Raw genomic sequence first — 20,686 nt, 5'->3', positions numbered from 1 at the left:
ATTCCAGGCCAGTCACAGCGCCGCCATTCTCAAAAGGGGTTCGATCACGAGCAAACCAGAGGACTTCAAGCCACGCGCTGGTCACTCAATGTTCCCGTATAATCAGCTGCTCACGCTGAGGACCAGCGCGCGCACGTCCTGGTTTTGGAGACCCCTGGTATGCAAGCACATCTGCCGAAAGGCAGCGTCCGCCTGATCGGCGCCGTCATCCTGATTTCCCTGATCGTCGGCGCGGCGTACTTGCATCTGCGACCCGCGCGCCCGCAATTGCCAGCGTTTTTTCCGCCATACCAGGAACGTACGGTCCTGATCGACAATGCGGCGGCGTCGGTCCAATTGGCAGGCACCCTCTCCCTTCCTCAAGGAAGCGGGCCATTTCCGGCAATTATCCTGGTGCCCGGCGCTGGAGAAGTGGAGCGCGACGGCGAATTGTTCGGACATAAGTTCTATTTGGTGCTCGCCGACTACTTTACCCGCCAAGGCTACGCCGTGTTGCGCACCGACAAACGTGGCCTCGGCGCATCGGGCGGCAACTACAATGTCGCAACCGGCGCCGATTTTGCCTCCGATCTGAAAGCCGCCGTCGCGCTTCTGCGCGGCCGCGGCGACATCGCGCCGCAACGCATCGGCTTGATCGGGCACAGCGAGGGGGCGATGATTGCCGCGATGGCCGCCGGCGACGATAGCGCGATTGCCTTCGTCGTCATGTTGGGCGGCAATGGTGTCAGCGGCGAGCGGCTGTTGCTCGATCGTTTGAGCAAAGTGACCATGGCGGGCAAGCCACCGGCCATGGTGGACCGTGAACTGGCGCTGCAGCACGCGCTGTTCGCGCACATCGTCGACACGGCCGATCCCGCGCAAAGAAGTGAGAAGCTGCGTCAACTATTGGTGCAAGCCCGGAGCGACCACGGCCGTCCCTTTTCCGACACTGAACTGACCACCTTGTCGACACCGTGGATGCGCGCTTTTCTTCGTACCGATCCACAGGTCGTGCTGGGCAAGGTTCACTGTCCGGTGCTCGCCTTGATCGGCGAAAAGGACCAGGTCGTGCTTGCATCGACCAATGCGCCCGCTCTCGCGCACGCCTTGCGTGCAAACGCCGCCGCAAGCGTGCGGCGCCTGCCGGGCCTCAATCACTTTTTCCAGCATGCGCCCACAGGGTCGTTTGCGGAGGTGGCCGAGATCGAAGAAACGTTCTCGCCCGATGTGCTGGAGCTGGTGCGGCGCTGGACTGCTGCGCAGCAAGGTCGTCGCTAGCGGGAATTTTCGCGCAAATCGGGTCAGGCCGCCGCCGGCACATCGGCGAAGCAAGCCCAGTGCTCCGGAACAGGAATGCCCAGTACGCTGCGCTCGGCCAGCATCGCACGCTCGCGGTCGCCTGGACTGAAGGCGAAATTGCCCTCTTCGTCGACCGACTGCTGCGCTACAACACCCATCAAGCGCCGCAGCTGGGCGGCAAACACATTGCGCGGCAAGAAGCGGGCGACGTCGATCGCTATGAAAAAATGCCCCACGCCTTGCGCCATGGCTTGTGGCTTGGGATCGAAAACATGGTGAAGTTCATGGTCAAGGTCGGCCCCGGTCAGTACCGATGAAAGGATCTCGACCGCCATGGCCAGGCCCTGCCCCTTGTATCCGCCCAAGGGCGTCAGCCATGCAGCCTCGGCCGGATCAGTGGTCGGCGTCCCGGCCCCATCGACGGCCCATCCCGCTTCCAACGGCGTGCCCTGCTGCCGATGGCGCGTCAGGCGCGAGAACGACGTTTGCGACGTCGCCATGTCCAGGTTAAAAAAATGGCCGCCGCCCGCATCGGCGGCGATCGACAATGGATTGGTGCCAAACAGTGGCAGCGCGCCCCCCGCCGGCACAACCAGGGCATCGGAATTGCAGCAAGCGATACCCAGGCCGACGCCACTCGCCAGCAGCTCGCTGTAATACCCGGCCGCGCCAAAATGGTTGGAATTATAGACACCCGCCGCCGCGATACCATGCACCCTGGCGCTGCGCACCAGCCAGTCGCAGGCGATCTGCCCGGCCACGGGGCCCAGTGCGCCGGCCGCGTCAAAGCGCGCTGTCGACATGTCGAGCGCGGGCGTTTCCGGAACAGCCGCAGCCTTTGCACGCCCGCCATCGAGCAGGTTCAGATAGGTCGGTAGCAGGGCGATACCGTGCGTATCGATTGCGCGCAACGACGCGTAGATCAGGCAGTCGACCACCGCCTTGCGCGACGCTGTGCCAACACCCCTCAGTGCCAGGAGCTCGTCGCAACGCTGCGCGGCATGCGCGGCGCTGATCCGTTTTAGAACCGGTGCGCTCATGCCGCCTCGCGCATGTGAACTTGCTGCATGACCTGCCGCGCCAGCGCTGCGATACCCTTGTCGATCTGCGCCGGGGTGACATAGCTGAAGCTCAAGCGGATCTCCCTGGTCGCCCGCTGGTCCAGATAGAAATAGCTCATCGGCGTCCACAGCACACCGTATTCCCGCGCCGAAAGAAGCAGATCCTCACTCGTGACGATAAACGGCAGCGTCATGCTCAGGAAGAATCCGCCCGACGGGGCCGTCCATGAAACGCCTGCCGTCCACGCCGCATCTGGCGGGAAATGCGTACGCAGGGCGGCCAGCATGCTGTCCCGGCTGGCAAGCAGGGCCGCCCGGCGCGGGGCGACAAAACCGTGCAGGCTACACGCGTTACGAAGCAGGATTCCCCCAACAATCGCTTGATTGATTGGTGACGTATTCACCGTCAGCAAACTTTTCACCTTCGATAGTTCATCGGCCAGGCGGCAAGTCCGTCCATCCGCCCAGGTCACGACTTGGCCGGCGGCGATAAAACCCAGCCGCAGACCGGGAAAAATACTCTTCGAAAAACTCCCCAGAAAGAGCACATGGTCGGCTTCCGGCGTGCTCTTCAGACAAGGCAATTTCTGTTCGTCATAGCAAAAATAGTTATACGCATGATCTTCGAGTACCAGCACGCCATGGCGGCGTGTCAAGTCCAACAACTGCGCGCGTCGTTCGGACGGCGTGCTTGCCCCTGTGGGATTGGCGAAATCCGGCGACAGATACAGGATACGGGGCGTCTTGCCCGCCGCCCGCAGCGCCGCCAGCTGCGCTTCCAGCCCTGCCGGATGGACGCCTTGGCTATCCGTCGCCACGGCTGCCACCTCGATGCCAAGCAGACTGGCCGCGCCGGAAATGCCGATGTAGGCCGGATCGGCCACCAGTGCGACATCGCCGGGGTTGCCGCACAAGGCGATCAGGCAGATGCACATGGCCTCCTGGCAGCCGACCGTCACGACGATGTCTTGCGGCTCCACCGATACCGACTCGTCGCGCTCGAGCAGGGTTGCAATCAGTTGACCGAGCATGCCGTTGGTGCGGCCGTATTGGCCCAGCTCGGCGTAGCCGGCCTCGTCACCCGTACCCCGGTAATCGACAAAATCCTGGACATAGCCAAGCGCGGCGGCAACATCGAAGAATTCTTCGCGCGGTCGGCCAGGCGCGAACGAGATGCAGTCGGGATAACGCATCGCAATCTCATTGAGAAAATTCATCACTTCGACCTTGGCATCGCCAAGCGCGAGGTTTAGTTTGGTGTTAGCAATTTGCATGGTGCACTCTTTCGTTCCGATCTTTCGGCTGATGTTTCCAATAAATGCAATGCGCCAGACCACGCGATCCGGCTGCGGCAGGCTTCAGGGTGACTGGGCAGTCATACGATTGTCCTGGAACACCGTCTCCAGCAGGTCCGCCGTAATGGCGGCGCCCAGCCGCGCCAAGTGGGGCTCGTGCAAAATCGTTTGATGGTTTCCGCCGATGGACACCACCCGCACGGAGCCCAGCACCATCTGCCAGTCCGCCGCATAGGCGGCGCCGTGCACCGCACTGGCGCAGTACAGCGTCGCCGCCAGATCCGCCTCTTGTACACGGTAGGTCCGCGCCGCCTTGTCGATGGTGTGGCGCACCGCCAGGTGGCGCTTCAGGGTCGCCCCATCCACGCCACCCGGTAAGAGTTGCTTCTCCTGCGCGGCAAGGCACATCGCGTCCAGCTGGTCCGACTGCGCCAATGACTGCAATACGCCGTCAAGTTCCGAAGGAATGTGCGCAAACGCCGCGCGCAAGCTACGCAACAGATACATAGCGGGCGTTTCGTCAATGGAGCATGGCGTCGCGTCCAGCCGCGCCGGCGTATCAATCAAGCCCAGATAGCCGATCGACTGCCCGCTGGCCTGGAGCTGGCGCGCCATCTCGAACGCGACCACGCCGCCGAACGAATAGCCGGCAATGCAATACGGGCCTTGCGGAAAAAGCTGGCGTATCGCGTGCACATAGCATGCGGCCATGTCCTCCACCGTGCGATGCAGCGTTTCGCCCTCCTGGAATCCACTGGCGCTGACGCCGTACACCGGAATACTGCTGTCGATCCGGGCGGCGAGCGTGCGCGCATAATCGACGTCGCCCTCGCCCGGATGGATCAGGAACAACGGTGGGGCCGTTCCCGATGTCCGTATCGGCGCCAGCAGCGAATAGGCAGGCGCTGCGCCGTGAGCATATGCCGCCGCGAACTGCGCCAGGGTAGGATGGGCGAACAGATGCCGCAAAGGCACATCCACGCCGAGCAAGGCGTGCAATCGGGACGCCAGTTGCACGGCCATCAGCGAGTGTCCGCCCAGCTCGAAGAAATGGTCGTCGCGCCCTACCCTGTCGACGCCGAGCAATTCGCGCCAGAGCGCAGCCACGCTTTCCTCGATGTGCCCGCGCGGGGCGGCGTACGGCGCCGCGCTGCAGGCGTCTGGCTCGGGCAACGCGCGCCGGTCCAGCTTGCCGTTGGGTGTGAGAGGAAAGGCCGGCAACACCACGAAGGCCGCCGGCACCATATAGTCCGGAAAGCGCTTTGCGAGTGCGGCGCGCAGCACCGGCCCGGTCGGGGCCTGCCCCGCTTGTCCGACCACGTAGGCCACCAGGCGCAAGGCGCCGCGCGCGTCGGCACGCGCCATGACGACCGCCTCCAGCACACCGTCGCACTGCGCCAGGCCACTCTCGATTTCCCCCGGTTCGATGCGGAAGCCACGGATCTTGACCTGTGCATCGTTGCGACCGAGATACGCCACATTCCCGTCGGCCAGCCAACGTCCGAGGTCGCCCGTCTTGTACATGCGCGCAGCGCCATCCCCGACGAACGGATCGGGCACGAAACGCTCCGCCGTCAGCCCGGGCTGGTTCAGGTAGCCGCGCCCCACGCCGTCGCCGCCGATATGGATTTCGCCGGTGACGCCGAGCGGTACCGGTTCGCCGTGCCGGTCAAGCAGATACACGCGCGTGTTGGCAACCGGCCTGCCGATGGGCAGCGCGGCGTCAAGCGATAAGCCGGCCGATGGCGCGACCAGGTACGTCGTCGAGAACGTGCTTGCCTCGGTGGGACCGTAGCAATGCACCAGATTGGCCGGCGGGCAGTTGCGCACGACCCGCATCACCGTGCCGATATCGCTGCGTTCACCGCCGAAGAGCAGGTAGGCCAGCCGCGAAAACACGGGCGCCAGCAGGTCGGCATACTGATTGAACAAGCCGACAGTCAGGTGCAGGATGCTCACTGGATGGGCCTGTAATAGTTGCAGCAAACGGCTGGCGTCGAGCAAGGTATCGGCGGGAACGATCAACAGGCTGGCGCCATTGACCAGCGCGCTCCAGATTTCCCAGGCGGCCGCGTCAAAGCCGGGATTGGCGCAATGGACCAGGCAATCGGACTGACCGATGCGCATATACCTTGGCTGGTGCACCAGGCGCACCACGCTACGGTGCTCCAGCAGCGCCCCCTTGGGGCGGCCGCTCGAACCGGATGTGTAGATGATGTAGGCCAGGCTGCGCGCGTCAAGCCCCGCCACCGACGGATCGGCATCGGACTGGCTCGCGATGGCGGCGCCGTCGGCGCCATCCACGCGCAACACCCGCACACCCGACCAGCCGGCGTCCGGGTGCGCATGCGCGTGGGTAAGCAATGCCAGCGGCGCGCTATCGTCAAGTATCGCCGCGATCCGGTCGGCCGGATAGCCCGGGTCGATGGGAAGATACGCCGCGCCGGCTTTCAGGATCCCCAGCATGGCCACCAGCAGCTCGGGCGAGCGTTCCATGCAAATCGCCACCGGCTGTTCAAGGCGCACGCCCAGGCCGATCAGGTAATGGGCCAGTTGATTGGCGCGCCGGTTCAATTCCCCGTAGCTCAGGCGCTGCGCGCCAAACATGACGGCGCACCCATCGGGACTGTTGCGCGCCTGCGCCTCGACCAGCCCGTGCAGCGTCATCCCGCAGGCATACGGGCGAGCGCTCGCGTTGAACCCTTCCAGCAATTGATGCCGCTGGTCCGGGTCCAGCAAGGCCAGGCGGCCGACCGGCTCGGCCGCGCCCGTGGCCGGCGCCAGCATCGACGTCAACAAGCGGCGCCAGGCCGCCACCATGCGCGCAATGCTGTCCGCGTCGAACAGCGCGGTTGAATAGCTCAGGTTGCCCTCAAGCGTATCGCCGGACGCCGACATCGACAGCGCCAGGTCGAACTGCGTCGTGGTGCGCTGCGCGCTCAGCGGCGCGAGCGTCAGTCCAGGCAGGTCGGGTGCGGCAGGCGCGCCCGTCTCCAGGCTGAACACCACCTGGAACAGGGGACTGTGGCTGACGCTGCGCGCGGGCGCGAGTGCTTCGACCACCTGTTCGAACGGAATATCTTGGTGTTCGTAGGCATCGAGCGTGACCCGCTTGACCTGCGCAACCAGGGCGTCCACATCCGGGTCGCCATCGAACTGCACGCGGATCGCCAGCGTATTGGCGAAAAAGCCGATCATGGGTTCGACTTCCGCGCGTTGGCGATTCGCCACAGGCGTGCCGATCACCACGTCGTCCTGGCCGCTCAGGCGGCTCATCAACGCCGCCCATGCGCCAAGCAACACCATGAACAGGGTCGCGCCATGGCGCTGGGCGAGTTGACGCACACCCGCCGCCACCTCCGGCGCCAGGGTGAACGCCATACTGGCCCCCTCATGTCCTTGCACGGCGGGACGCGGGCGGTCCAGCGGCAGCGCGAGCAAGGCTGGCGCGCCGCTCAACCGGGTGCGCCAGAATTGCTTTTGCAACTCCAGGCGTTCGCCCTGCAGCCAGTCCCTCTGCCACACCGCGTAGTCGGCATATTGCAGCGTCAGCGCTGGCAAAGGATCGCGCTGTCCCTGGCACCAGGCGCTGTACAAGCGCCCAAATTCGCGCACAAGGATGCCCATCGACCAGCCATCCGAAATAATGTGATGCTGCGTCACCAGCAGCACATGGTCATCCCCGGCAAGGCGCAACAGGCTGGCGCGGATGAGTGGGCCGCGCGCCAGGTCGAATGGCGCGCTGGCCTCATCGGTGGCGAACAGGCGCACGGCATTGTCGAGTTCCTTGCCGCGCAGATGGGACAGGTCGCGCTCGGTCAGGGTAAGCCCTTGTGCCGCCTCGCCAATCGACTGGTAAGGCACGCCGTCATGCTCCACAAAACAGGTGCGCAGCGATTCATGCCGCGCAACGAGGCCATCGAGCGCGCCTTGCACGGCATCGCGCCGCAGCACGCCACGCAAGCGCAAGGCCACCGGTATGTGATACGCCACGCTTGCGGCGCTATTGAGGCGGTCGAGAAACCACAGGCGTTGCTGCGCGAACGAGAGAGGCAAACGCCGGTCCCGTGCAGCCGGCACGATGACGTCAACCCGGGTTTCCTGCGCCCCGGCCAGCGCGGCCGCCAGGTGGCGCAAAACGGGAGTGGCGAACAATTGACGCAGCGGCAAGTCGACGCCCATGGCCGCGCGCACCCGTGAACCAAGCTGCACGGCGAGCAGAGAGTGCCCTCCCAAGGCAAAGAAGTCATCGTCACGGCCGACCTGTTCAATGCCCAGCAACGCTTGCCAAATGAGCGCCATGGCTTGCTCGCTGGCGCCTTCGGGCGCAGCGTACGCGGCGTGTGCGACGCCCGCCCCCTCCGGAGCCGGCAGCGCTTTGCGATCGACCTTGCCGTTCGGCGTCAGCGGCAATGCCACCATGCTGACATAGGCGCTGGGCAACAAATAGCTCGGCAGTACCTTGGCAAGCGCGTCCCGCACGGCGTTCAGGTCGAGCGCATGATCGTCCTGCGTGACGAGATAGGCAACGAGCCGCTTGTCGCCCGGCTGGTCCTCACGCGCGAGCACGACAGCGGCGCGCACGCCGGCGCAGCGCGCCAGTTGCGCTTCGATCTCCCCTGGCTCGATGCGGAAACCGCGCAGTTTGATCTGCATATCGTTGCGGCCGAGGTACTCAAGATTGCCGTCGGCGCGCCAGCGGCCCAGGTCACCCGTGCGGTACATGCGCGCGTCGCCGCCAGCGTCGAAGGGGTCCGCGCTAAAGCGCTCCGCGCTCAATTCCAACTGATTCAGGTAGCCGCGCGCAACCCCTGCGCCGCCGATGTAGATCTCGCCCGTCACACCGACCGGCACCGGCGTCAGGCAGGCATCGAGCACATAGATGGTGGTGTGACCAATCGGACGTCCGAGTGGAATCTGCCCCATCGGTTCGCTACCCGGCACGATTGCATACGTTGCGGCGAAGGTGGTGGTTTCCGTCGGTCCGTATCCATTCAATACGACGGCTGGCCGTTCGCTTCTGCCGAGCAGGCGCGCGACCACGGCGGGATCGAGCACGTCACCACCGATGAGCAGGTAGCGCAGCCGTGCGAACACCGGCGCCAGCGTGTCGATATAGTGATTGAACAGCCCCGCCGTCAACCACATGGCGCTCACGCCGCCCTCAAGCAATGCTTCGGCAAACTCCGCCGGCATCAATACCAGCGCCGCCGGCACGACCAGCAACCTGGCGCCGTTCAGGAGCGCTCCCCATACTTCCCAGGTAGCGGCATCGAAGGCTGGGTTCGCGCAATGGGCAACGCAATCGCTTGGCGCAAGGGGAGCATAGCCGCCGTCAAGGGCCAGCCTGATCACGCTGCGGTGCTCAATCATCACCCCTTTCGGTGCGCCGGTCGAGCCGGACGTGTACATCACGTACGCCAGATGGCGCGGCGACAGGGCCAGGTCCGGATTGTGCGCGGGACGCGCCGCGATCGCAGCGGCCTCGCCGTCCAGATACACCGGCACCAGGCCGGCGCAAGCACCGGCGGGTTCCTGCCCGGTCAACATCAGGACGATGTTGGCGCCGCTGTCGCGGAAAAGTTGATGCAGCCGTTGCGGGGGATAGCTCGGGTCGAGTGGCACATACGCTCCTCCCGCCTTGAGGATCGCCAGCATCGCGACCACCAGTTGCGGCGTCCGGTCCATGCAAATCACGACCGTCTGTTCGGCCGTAACGCCCAGCGCGATCAAGTGATGCGCCAGTTGGTTGGCTTGGCGATTGAGCTCGCCGTAATGCATCACCTGACCGGCGCATTGCACGGCGACAGCGTCGGCCTGGCGTTCAGCCAGCTCTTCGAAAACGCGATGGATCAGTTGCTCGCAGGAGGACGTGGCGCGCGCGGCATTCAAGCCCACCAGCACGCGCCGGCGTTCGTCGGCGCTCATCAACGCCAGGCGCGCGACCGGTTGCGCGTCGTCGCGCACCATCGCATCAAGCAGGTTGCGCCAGCAAGCGAGCAGACCTTCAATCCGGTCCGGCAAGTACAAAGACGTCGCATAGGCAAGTTCCGCATGAAGCCTGCCTTCGCTCAGGCGCAGCGAGAGCGTCAAGTCGAATTTTGTATTGAGCCCGGGCATTTCCAACGGCGCCAGCTGCAGATTCGGCAAGGAGAGCGTGGCGCTGGCGGGAGTATTGTCGAGCGTGATGACTGTCTGGAACAGGGGACTGTGGCTGGCACTACGCACCGGCTTGACCGCTTCCACCACTTGTTCGAACGGGATATCCTGGTGAGCGTACGCGTCCAGCAGCGTGCCCTTGACCTGTTCGAGCAACTGCGCCACGCTCGGATCGGCGTCCAGGCGCACGCGCACGGCCAGGGTATTGACGAAGAAGCCGATCAGGGGCTCGACCTCGGCGCGCTGGCGGTTCGCCACCGGGGTGCCGATCACCACATCGTCCTGTCCGCTCAAGCGGCTCATCAACACCGACCACGCCCCCAACAACACCATGAACAGGGTGGCGCCGTGGCGCTGGCCGAGCGCCTGCAGCTGCGCGGTGAGCGCGGCCGGCAGCGCGAACGCCACGCTGGCGCCGGCATGGCTTTGCCGGGCCGGACGCGGATGGTCGGTCGGCAGTTCCAGCAGCGCCGGCGCGCCCGCCAGGTGCGCGCTCCAGAAGCTGCGCTGGCGTTCCAGTCGTTCGCCCTGCAGATAGTCGCGCTGCCAGAGCGCGTAATCGGCGTACTGGATCGCCAGCGGCGCCAGCGGATCTTCCAGCGCCTGGCTGAAGGCGGTGTACAGCGCCGCGAATTCGCGCACCAGCACCCCCACCGACCAGCCGTCGGAAACGATGTGGTGCTGGGTGACCAGCAACACGTGCTCGCGCTCGCCCAGGCGCAGCAGGCGCGCGCGGATCAGCGGCCCGCGCGCCAGGTCGAACGGCGCCGCGCTCTCATCCTGCGCCTGCGCCGCCAGGGCCTGTTCCTGCTCATGACCGCGCAAATGCGACAGGTCGTGGCGCGCCAGCGCCATGCCCTGCCCCGCCGACCCGATGCGCTGCCACGGCATGCCGTCGACCTCGACAAAGCAGGTGCGCAGGCTTTCGTGGCGCGCCACGATACGGTCCAGCGCGCGCACCAGCGCGTCCGCATCCAGTTCACCCGACAGGCGCAGCCCGGCCGGCATGTGGTACGCCGCCGCAGCTGCGTGGTCGAGCTGGTCCAGGAACCACAGGCGCTGCTGCGCGAACGAGAGCGGCAGCGGTGCGGCGCGGCTGGCCGCCGCAATCGGCGCCAGCGGCGCGCACGCCAGCTGCGCCAGGCTGCCAGCGAGCTCGCGCAGCAGCGGGCGCGCGAACAGGGTGCGCAGCGGCAGCTCGGCCCCCATGCGCTGGCGCACCCGCGACGCCAGTTGCACCGCCAGCAGCGAGTGCCCGCCGAGATCGAAGAAATGGTCTTCGCGGCCGACCCGCTCAACCCCCAGCAGTTCTTGCCAGATGGCGGCCAGCGCTTGTTCGGTGGCCCCTTGCGGCGCCGCGTAGCGCGCCAGCGCCAGTGCCGCGCCATCCGGCGCCGGCAGCGCCTTGCGGTCCAGCTTGCCGTTCGGCGTGAGCGGCAGCGCCGCCAGCGTCACGAACGCGCCTGGCACCATGTATTCGGGCAGGTGCGCCAGCAACGCCTGGCGCAGCGCGCCCGGCTCGAGCGCGGAGGCGTCGCCTTCCGGCGTCGCCGTCAGGTACGCGACCAGGCGCGCGTCGCCCTTCCCTTGTGGCGGCGCCAGCGCCAGCACCACCGCTTCGCGCACGCCCGCGCACGCCACCAGGCGCGCCTCGATTTCGCCCAGTTCGATGCGGAAGCCGCGCACCTTCACCTGGAAGTCGTTGCGCCCAAGGTACTCGAGCTGGCCGTCGGTGCGCCAGCGCCCCAGGTCGCCCGTCTTGTACATGCGCGCATCAGGCGCGGGACTGAACGGATCGACCACGAAGCGCTCGGCCGTCAGTTCCGGCCGGTTCAGGTAGCCGCGCGCCACGCCGGCGCCGCCGATGTGGATCTCGCCGCTGACGCCCAGCGGCACCGGCTGCAGATGCGCGTCCAGCACGTAGACGCGGGTATTGCCGTATGGCTTACCGATCGGGATGGCGGCGGGTACCGGCCCGCCCGCCGCGAGCGCGAACGTGGTCGCGGTGACCGTCGTTTCGGTCGGGCCGTAGGCGTTGAGCAGCGTGCAGCCAGGCGGCAAGCTCTCCAGCGCGGCCTGCCCCAGCTTGTCGCCCCCGACAATGAGCAGCCGCAGCGAATCGGCCTGGGCCAGGGTGTCGCCCAGGCTGGCGAAGTAGGCCGGCGCGATGTTGGCCACGCTCACCGCATGGGTGCGCAGCAGCGTTCCCAGTTCCTCCGGTGTCCATACGTGTTCCCCGCGCAGCAGCAGGCGCACGCCTGCGCCCAGCGCGCACAGGATCTGTTCGGCCGACGGGTCGAAGCTGATCGAGGTGAATTGCAGCACGCAATCGCCGGCGCCGATGCCGTAGTGCGCGATCGAGGCCGCGATATGCTGCGCGATATTGCGGTGCGTGACCATCACCCCCTTGGGCTGGCCGGAAGTGCCGGAGGTATAGATGACGTAGGCAAGATGGGACGGCCCCAGTCCCAGGCTGGACGGGTCCGGATTGCCGTCCGGCTGGTCCGCCAGCGCGCCGCTGCCAGGGCCGGCCAGGGCGATCACCGGACAGGCGGGCAAGCGTCCGGCCCAGCGCGCGGCGCCATCGGCGTCGGTGACCAGCGCGCTCGGGGCGCTGTCGTCGAGCATCCAGGCCAGCCGTTGCTCCGGATAGGCCGGGTCGAGCGGCACGTAGCCGGCGCCGGCCTTGAGAATGGCCAGCATCGCCACAACCAGGTCCGGGCCGCGCGCCATGCACAGCGCAACCCGGTCGTCGGCCTTCACGCCGTGCGCGATCAGGCAGTGCGCCAGGCGGTTGGCGCGCCGGTTCAGCGCGTCGTAGCTCAGTGATTCGAATCGGTCGAGTCCCTCATAGCGCAAGGCGATCGCGTCCGGCTGCGCCTTAACCTGCCGTTCGAATGCCGCGTGCGCCAGCGCCACGGCCGGAATTGGCGCGCTATTGGCATTGAATTCGACGATCAGGCGGCGCCGCTCGGCGGCGGGCAGAATGTCGAGCGTTGCCAACGCCTGGTCCGAGCCGCTTTCAAGAGCGGTGACCAGCGATTCCAGTGCGGTCTCCATCAGCGCGCAGACCGGCGCGCACGCGCAGGCACTGCTCGCCTGCACAGTCAAGGCGAAGCGATCGACGAGATCGTCAACGCCCAGGGTCAGCGGATAATTCGTCCGCTCTTCACTCGACAAGGCGTGGATACCTTCAAGCACGGCGGCGGGCGCCACCGCGTCCGCCGTACCATGCCGGTAATTGAGCAGCGCGACGAACAGCGGCGCCGGTGCCTGCACCGCGCTACAGCGGTAGGCCAGGCTCAGCGGCGCATGCTCATGGCGCAGTAATTCGGCCAGGCGTGCATGGGTTTCGCGCGCCAGCGTGGCGGCACTGCCAGCGCCGATATCAATGCGGATCGGCAGCGTGTTGATGAACAGGCCGAGGGCGCGCTCAGCGTCGGCGCCCGCATGCATCCGCCCCAACAGCACGGTACCAAACACGACGTCATGCTGGCCAGAGCTACGGCCCAGGACCTGCGCCCATGCAAGGTGAAACAAGGTCGCACTTGCCACGCCCAGGCGGCGCGCGCAGGCGCGCAGGCGCGCACCGAGGATGGCGTCGATGGCCAGGTGCGCTTCTTGGATGTCGCTGCCATCGCCATGGACGTCGAGCAGGCCAAAGGGCGTGGCCGGTTCAGTCACGCCGTCGAGCATGGTACGGAAAAAGCGCTCTTGCTCTTCGCGCGCTCCGGGCCGCCTGGTCTGCGCGATATAGTCCCGGTAGGGCACGCTCGGCGCCAGCTGCGCGCCGGCGTCGGCCAGATAAGCGCCCACCTCCTGGTACATCAACTTGATCGCAACGTGGTCGGCGATCAGGTGATGCACCCACATCAGCATCAGCCAGCGCGCGCGCGGCGCATCATGGCATACGTGCAGGCGCATCAAGGGCGCGGAACTGACGGCAAGCCGATTGCGGCGAGGATCGAAGCGCGTGCGCAATTGTTCCATGATCTCGCCTTCAGCCGCGTCAAACACCACCTCCTCGACATGTAACTCGACCTCGCGGCACACCACTTGCACCGGCTCGGACAATCCTTCCCACAGGATCGCCGTGCGCAATATGTCGTGTCGCGCGATCGTCCTGCGCAAGCCGGCAATCGCGCCGTCCAGCGTGGCCCGGCTGGCAAAGCTGGTCAACACGGAAGTCAGATAGGCGTCCCCCTGGCCACCCAGCATGTGATGAAACAGAATTCCTTCCTGCAAAGGTGCGAGGGGATAGATGTCCTGTACATTGCCCAAGCCGCCAGCCACGATCGCGCCGATCTGCGCCATCTCGTCCTCGCTCAGCGTCACCAGCGCGGGATTGGCCTGCGCATCGCCAGGCGCGTGCGCGGGCGTTTCGCTCCAGCCTGTGCAGGAGGCACACAGCATCCACAACACGGGCGTCGCGAACAGATTCCTCACATCAACCTGCAGCTTGATCAAGCGCAAGCGCTGAACCAGGGTCACGGCGAGGAGGGAATGTCCGCCGAGCTCGAAGAAATGGTCGTCGCGTCCCACCCGTTCCACGCCGAGCAGCTCTTGCCAGATGGCCGCCATGGCCTGCTCGGCGGCGCCTTGCGGCGCTGTATAGTCGGCCTGGGACATCGCCGCGCCATCCGGCGCCGGCAAGGCCTTGCGGTCCAGCTTGCCGTTCGGCGTGAGCGGCAGCGCCGCCAGCGTCACGAACGCGCCTGGCACCATGTACTCGGGCAGGTAGGCCAGCAAGGCCTGGCGCAGCGCGCCCGGCTCGAGCGCGGCCGGGTCGCTTTCCGGCGTGGCCGTCAGGTACGCGACCAGGCGCGCGTCTCCCTGGCCCTGCCCTTGCGGCGGCGCCAGCGCCAGCACCACCGCTTCGCGCACGCCCTCGCACGCCAACAGGCGCGCCTCGATTTCGCCGAGCTCGATGCGGAAGCCGCGCAGCTTGACCTGGAAGTCGTTGCGCCCCAGATACTCGAGTTGACCGTCGTCCAGCCAGCGCCCCACGTCGCCCGTCTTGTACATGCGCGCATCGGGCTCAAGACTAAATGGATCGGCCACGAAGCGCTCGGCCGTCAATTCCGGCCGGTTCAGGTAGCCGCGTGCGACACCAATGCCGCCAATGTACAATTCCCCGCGCACGCCAAGCGGCACGGGCTGCAGATACCGGTCCAGCACATACATGCTGGTATTCCAGATCGGTCGTCCTATCGGGACGATGCCGGCATGGGCGGTGGCGCTGCAACGCCAGTAAGTGACGTCGATGGCCGCTTCGGTCGGTCCGTACAGATTGTGCAGGCGCACCTGTGGCAGCACGCTGTGCGACATGCGCTGCAGTGCGTAGGGCAAGGCTTCGCCACTGCACAAGATATCGCGCAGGCGCGACGTCCTGAGCGGGGCGGCCTGGTCCAGGAACACTTGCAGCATCGATGGCACAAAGTGGAGGACCGTGATGTCTTGTTCGGCGATCAGCTCGACCAGATAGGCCGCGTCGCCTTGTTGCCCGGGCCGTGCCAGCACCAGCGTGGCGCCAGCGAGCAAGGGCAGGAAAAACTCCCATACCGAGACATCGAACCCGAATGGCGTTTTTTGCAATATCTTGTCGTGCGGCCCAATCGCGTATTCCTCGCGTGCCCAGAGCAAGCGGTTAACCACGCTGCGGTGCTCGTTCATGGCGCCTTTGGGTCTCCCCGTCGATCCCGAGGTATAGATCACGTAGGCCAGGTGTCGGGCATGGAGTTCCGGCAGCACAGGATTGCCCAGCGCTTGAGCGCACAGAACCGGCTGTATGGCATCCAGGCACACCACGGCCGTGCCGAGCGGCGGCAGCAGCGGCGCCAACGCGCCAAGCGTGAGCACAAGCCGGGGCGCGCAATCGGCCAGCATGTCGGCCAGCCGTTCGCGCGGGTAGGTGGGATCGAGCGGGACGTAAGCGCCACCTGCCTTCAGGATGCCCAGCAGGCCAACCACCAGGTCCAGCGAGCGCTCCAGGCAAATCGCCACCCGCACGTCAGGCCCCACGCCCAGCCCGATCAGGTAATGCGCTAACTGGTTTGCACGGTCGTTCAGTTCGCCGTAGGATAAATGCGATCCCTCATACGTCACGGCGCGCGTCGCCGCTTGCAGGACGACTTGTTCCTCGAACAGTTGGTGGATCAGCTTTTCTGCTGGAAAAGATGCGCGGGTCGCGTTAAAGTCGGACAGCAGTTGCTTGCGCATTGGCGAGGTCAACAGCGGCAAGCGCCCTGTGCGCGCATGCTCATCGCCTGCCATGGCGTCGAGCAGGCAACGCCAGCAATCGATCAGGCGGCCGATGCTGGCCCCTTCAAACAAATCGGTGGCATATGTCAACGAACCTTGCAAGCCGCCCCCCACTTCGGTGAGCGCCATCGACAGATCGACCTTCGACGTATTGTCGCGCGATCCCAACCCCTCCAGTGTGAGTCCGGGCAGCGCGATGGCCTTTGCCTCGGGAGTGTTGTTCAGCGTGAGCATGACTTGAAACAAGGGACTGTGGCTCAAGCTCCTCGCTGGCCTGAGCGCCTCGACCACCTGTTCGAACGGGATGTCCTGGTGCGCGTACGCGTCCAGCATGGTGCCCTTGACCTGTTCGATCAATTGCGCCACGCTCGGATCGGCGTCCAGGCGCACGCGCACGGCCAGGGTATTGACGAAGAAGCCGATCAGGGGTTCGACCTCGGCGCGCTGGCGGTTTGCCACCGGGGTGCCGATCACCACATCGTCCTGACCGCTCAAGCGGCTCATCAACACCGACCACGCCCCCAGCAGCACCATGAACAGGGTGGCGCCGTGGCGCTGGCCGAGTGCCTGCAGCTGCGCGGTGAGCGCGGCCGGCAGCGCGAACGCCACGCTGGCGCCGGCGTAGCTTTGGCGGGCCGGACGCGGATGGTCGGTCGGCAGTTCCAGCAGCGCCGGCGCGCCGGCCAGGTGCGCGCTCCAGAAGCTGCCCTGGCGTTCCAGTCGTTCGCCCTGCAGATAGTCGCGCTGCCAGGCCGCGTAATCGGCATACTGGATCGCCAGCGGCGCCAGCGGATCGTCCAGCGACTGGCTGAAGGCCGTGTACAGCGCCGTCAGTTCGCGCACCAGCACCGCCACCGACCAGCCGTCGGAAATGATGTGGTGCTGGGTCACCAGCAGCACGTGCTCGCGCTCGCCCAGGCGCAGCAGGCTGCCGCGGATCAGCGGGCCATCGGCCAGGGCGAATGGCGCGTCGCTGTCCGCGCCGATCAGCGCATGGACCGCCGCCTCCTGCGCCGCGCCATGCAAATGACACAAGTCGTGCCTGGCGAGCGCGAAGCCCTGGTTCGGCGCGCCAATATGCTGCAGCGGCGCGCCATCGCGACTGGGAAAGCTGGTGCGCAAGTTCTCGTGGCGCGCCACGATGCGGTCCAGCGCGCGCACCAGCGCCTCCGTGTCCAGTTCGCCCGACAGGCGCAACCCGGCCGGCATGTGGTACGCCGCCCCGGCCGCGTCGTCGAGCTGGTCCAGGAACCACAGGCGTTGCTGCGCGAACGATAACGGCAAGCTGGCGTGACGGTCGGCGCGGGGAATCGCATGGCCGCTCTCGCTGGTACGCCGCTGCATCATTTTTTGCAGGAGTGCGTGGCGTTTAAGGCGCGCATGGGCATCAAGCTCTTCAGTCATCTTTGCTCTCGGAAATCAGGTTAAGTAGCTCTCGTTCAGAAAGCACGTTTAATTCGGCGTCCATGGCGGCAAGCTCCTCGTCGGAGAAGGCAGCGAGTTTCGCCTCGATGATGGTCTCGGAGAGATCGACGAGAACCGGGCTCTGGAACACGGCCTTGGGCGAGAGCTCGACATCGAACTGCTCGCGGATACGTCCGATCAGCCGGACCACCTGGAGCGAGTGCCCGCCCAGCTCGAAGAAGTTGTCGTTTCTGCCGACCCGCGCCAGGCCCAGCAACTCGCACCATAGCGCCGCCAGCACCGTTTCCACCGGGCCATCGGGTTCTTCAACAGCTGCCAGCGCCAGGGCCGCGCGTTGCGGGGCCGGCAGGTTTCCGACATCGATCTTGCCATTTGGCGTGAGCGGCATCGCCGCCAGGACCACAAAGTGCGCCGGAACCATATAGTCGGGCAAGAGCTCCGACAAGTGGCGGCGCCAGTGCGCGCTGTTGCCCCCATCTTCAGTGTCGCAGGTCAGATAGGCCACCAGCGTGTCCGCGGCGGCCGCCTGGGCGCGCACCACGACGACCGCTTCGCGCACGCCGGCGCATTCGCGCAGCCGGCTTTCGATCTCGCCGGGCTCTATCCGGAACCCGCGCAGCTTGACCTGGGTATCGTTGCGCCCCACATAGTCCACATTGCCATCATCGAGCCAACGGCCGATGTCGCCGGTCTTGTACATGCGCGCGCCGGGCTTGTCACTGAACGGATCGGCCACGAAGCGCTCCGCCGTCAAGTCGGCGCGCCCGAGGTAACCGCGCCCGATACCGGCGCCGCCGATATACATTTCGCCACGCACGCCAACCGGAACAGGCGCGCCATGGCGATCGAGAATATAGACGCGCATATTGGCCAGCGGTTTGCCGATAGGGACCCGGTTCGGGCTGTCGTCGCGCACCAGATAAGCTGTCGCACACACTGTTGCTTCGGTCGGACCATAGGCATTCATGAGGACATGCCTGCTGCGCAGGCGCTCTGCCAGCTGGGTCTGCAAGACTTCGCCCGCCGCAATCAGGTGCAAGCGGGGCAGCATTGCGATGTCGGGGCTCAGTGCGAGTACGGCCGATGGCAAGGTCGCATGCGTAATGCCGAGATCTCGCATCGTGCCGCATAGAGAGGAGCCCGGCAGCAGCGCATCGCGCTGAGCCACGTGCAAGGTGGCGCCCGCCCCCCAGGCCATCAGGATCTCCCACACGCAAGCGTCGAAACTGAACGAGGCAAACTGCAACACCTGGGCTGTTGCGGTCAGTCCAAGCAGCTGCCGCTGCGCCATCGCCAGGTTGCACGCCGCCGCATGATCGATCATCACACCCTTGGGCGTGCCGGTCGAGCCCGAGGTATAGATCACATAGGCCAAATGGCCCGCCGTGAGAGCGTCGACTTGCGGATTGGCGGCCGACGCGGCAGCGATCGCCGCTTCCTCCTTGCCGTCAATGGCCAGCACCGGCAGGCCGGGCTGGGGCACGACGCTTGCAAAGTCCTGCCGGGTCAGCAAGACGCGCGGGGCGCTGTCCTCGATCATATAACGCAGGCGCGCAAGCGGATAGCCCGGGTCGAGCGGCACGTAGGCCGCACCGGCCTTCAGAACCGCAAGCAGGCCGACGAACATATCGAGCGACCGGTCCATGCAAATGGCAACGCGCTGATCGGGTTCAATCCCGAGCCCGATCAGGTAATGGGCGAGCTGGTTGGCCTTCCGGTTCAGTTCGGAATAGCTAAGCGCTTGTCCATCGCAGCGCAGCGCCACCGCCTTAGGATGGTTTTCGGCCTGTTTCTCGACGATGCGATGGATCGTGCGTTCCGCAGGTTCGCCCTGCCGCGTGGTATTGAAGGTCTCCAGCACACGGTGGCGCTCGGATGCGGACAGCAGCGGTACGCGGCTGCTTGTTTGCTGGTCGTCACCGGCCATGGCTGTCAACACAGTTTCCCATGCGCTGATCAGGCGCAAGATCGTGCCCTGTTCGAACAATGAACTGGCATACGTAAGCTCACCCGCGAGAACACCATCGACCTCGGTGAGCGACATCGTCAAGTCACACTGCGCGCTCGTGACGTCGCTCTCGATGCCGTTCAACGACAAACCGGGCAAAACGATGCTTCGCCGCTCGGGCGTATTGTTCAGCGTAAGCATCACCTGGAACAGGGGACTGTGTGCCAGGCTCCTGACCGGCTTGACCACCTCGACCACCTGTTCGAACGGGATGTCCTGGTGCGCGTACGCGTCCAGCAGCGTGCCCTTGACCTGTTCGAGCAACTGCGCCACGCTCGGATCGGCGTCCAGGCGCACGCGCACGGCCAGGGTATTGACGAAGAAGCCGATCAGGGGCTCGACCTCGGCGCGCTGGCGGTTCGCCACCGGGGTGCCGATCACCACGTCGTCCTGTCCGCTCAAGCGGCTCATCAGCACCGACCACGCCCCCAGCAGCACCATGAACAGCGTGGCGCCATGGCGCTGGCCGAGCGCCTGCAACTGCGCCGTGAGCGCGGCCGGCAGCGCGAACGCCACGCTGGCGCCGGCATGGCTTTGCCGGGCCGGACGCGGATGATCGGTCGGCAGTTCCAGCAGCGCCGGCGCGCCGGCCAGGTGCGCGCTCCAGAAGCTGCACTGGCGTTCCAGTGCTTCGCCCTGCAGATAGTCGCGCTGCCAGAGCGCGTAATCGGCGTACTGGATCGCCAGCGGCGCCAGCGGATCGTCCAGCGACTGGCTGAAGGCCGTGTACAGCGCCGCGAATTCGCGCACCAGCACCCCCACCGACCAGCCGTCGGAAACGATGTGGTGCTGGGTCACCAGCAACACATGCTCGCGCTCGCCCAAGCGCAGCAGGCGCGCGCGGATCAGCGGCCCGCGCGCCAGGTCGAACGGCGCCGCGCTTTCATCCTGCGCCTGCGCGGCCAAGGCCTGTTCCTGCTCATGCCCGCGCAGATGCGACAGGTCGTGGCGCGCCAGCGCCATGCCCTGCCCTGCCGCGCCGATGCGCTGCCACGGCGTGCCGTCGACCTCGACAAAGCAGGTGCGCAAGCTTTCGTGACGCGCCACGATACGGTCGAGCGCGCGCACCAGCGCGTCCGTGTCCAGTTGGCCCGACAGGCGCAGCCCGGCCGGCATGTGGTACGCCGCCCCGGCCGCGTGGTCGAGCTGGTCCAGGAACCACAGGCGCTGCTGCGCGAACGAGAGCGGCAGCGGCGCGG

The 20,686-nt window shown here is 66.1% G+C and carries 5 protein-coding genes; 1 reads left to right on the top strand and 4 read right to left on the bottom strand.

The window, feature by feature from the left end:
• Window positions 1–159: 159 nt before the first annotated feature.
• Entirely contained in the window at window positions 160–1,257 is a 1,098-nt protein-coding gene (locus F0185_RS07010) for an alpha/beta hydrolase (RefSeq protein ID WP_167222899.1), read from the top strand.
• 23 nt (window positions 1,258–1,280) lie between these two features.
• Here F0185_RS07010 and F0185_RS07005 read toward each other — a convergent pair whose 3' ends face one another.
• The 4 genes from F0185_RS07005 to F0185_RS06990 form a co-directional block, all read right to left on the bottom strand.
• Window positions 1,281–2,318: an Ldh family oxidoreductase gene (locus tag F0185_RS07005; RefSeq protein WP_167222897.1), complete on the bottom strand. Its 1,038-nt coding sequence runs from the start codon at window positions 2,316–2,318 to the stop codon at window positions 1,281–1,283.
• On the bottom strand, window positions 2,315–3,613 hold the full coding sequence (locus F0185_RS07000) for an aminotransferase-like domain-containing protein (protein ID WP_167222895.1): 1,299 nt from the start codon (window positions 3,611–3,613) through the stop codon (window positions 2,315–2,317). Before F0185_RS07000 ends, F0185_RS07005 begins: the two co-directional genes overlap by 4 nt.
• A gap of 84 nt (window positions 3,614–3,697) precedes the next feature.
• The gene (locus F0185_RS06995; protein WP_167222893.1) at window positions 3,698–17,458 is read right to left on the bottom strand and encodes a non-ribosomal peptide synthetase; all 13,761 of its coding nucleotides are present in this window, start codon (window positions 17,456–17,458) and stop codon (window positions 3,698–3,700) included.
• A partial coding sequence (locus tag F0185_RS06990; protein ID WP_167222891.1) for a non-ribosomal peptide synthetase occupies window positions 17,451–20,686 on the bottom strand: 3,236 nt, incomplete at its 5' end. The genes F0185_RS06995 and F0185_RS06990, both read right to left, overlap by 8 nt.

The organism is Massilia rubra (genome assembly GCF_011682065.1).
Classification (GTDB): domain Bacteria; phylum Pseudomonadota; class Gammaproteobacteria; order Burkholderiales; family Burkholderiaceae_D; genus Telluria_A; species Telluria_A rubra.
Note: the sequence above shows the minus strand (reverse complement) of the source record. Positions and strands in the feature narration are given on the sequence as shown.

What these genes read in the sequence shown, in the direction of transcription:
- F0185_RS07010 (WP_167222899.1), top strand. Translation starts at nt 160, where the DNA reads ATGCAAGCACATCTGCCGAAAGGCAGCGTCCGCCTGATCGGCGCCGTC.
- F0185_RS07005 (WP_167222897.1), bottom strand. Translation starts at nt 2,318, where the DNA reads ATGAGCGCACCGGTTCTAAAACGGATCAGCGCCGCGCATGCCGCGCAG.
- F0185_RS07000 (WP_167222895.1), bottom strand. Translation starts at nt 3,613, where the DNA reads ATGCAAATTGCTAACACCAAACTAAACCTCGCGCTTGGCGATGCCAAG.
- F0185_RS06995 (WP_167222893.1), bottom strand. Translation starts at nt 17,458, where the DNA reads ATGACTGAAGAGCTTGATGCCCATGCGCGCCTTAAACGCCACGCACTC.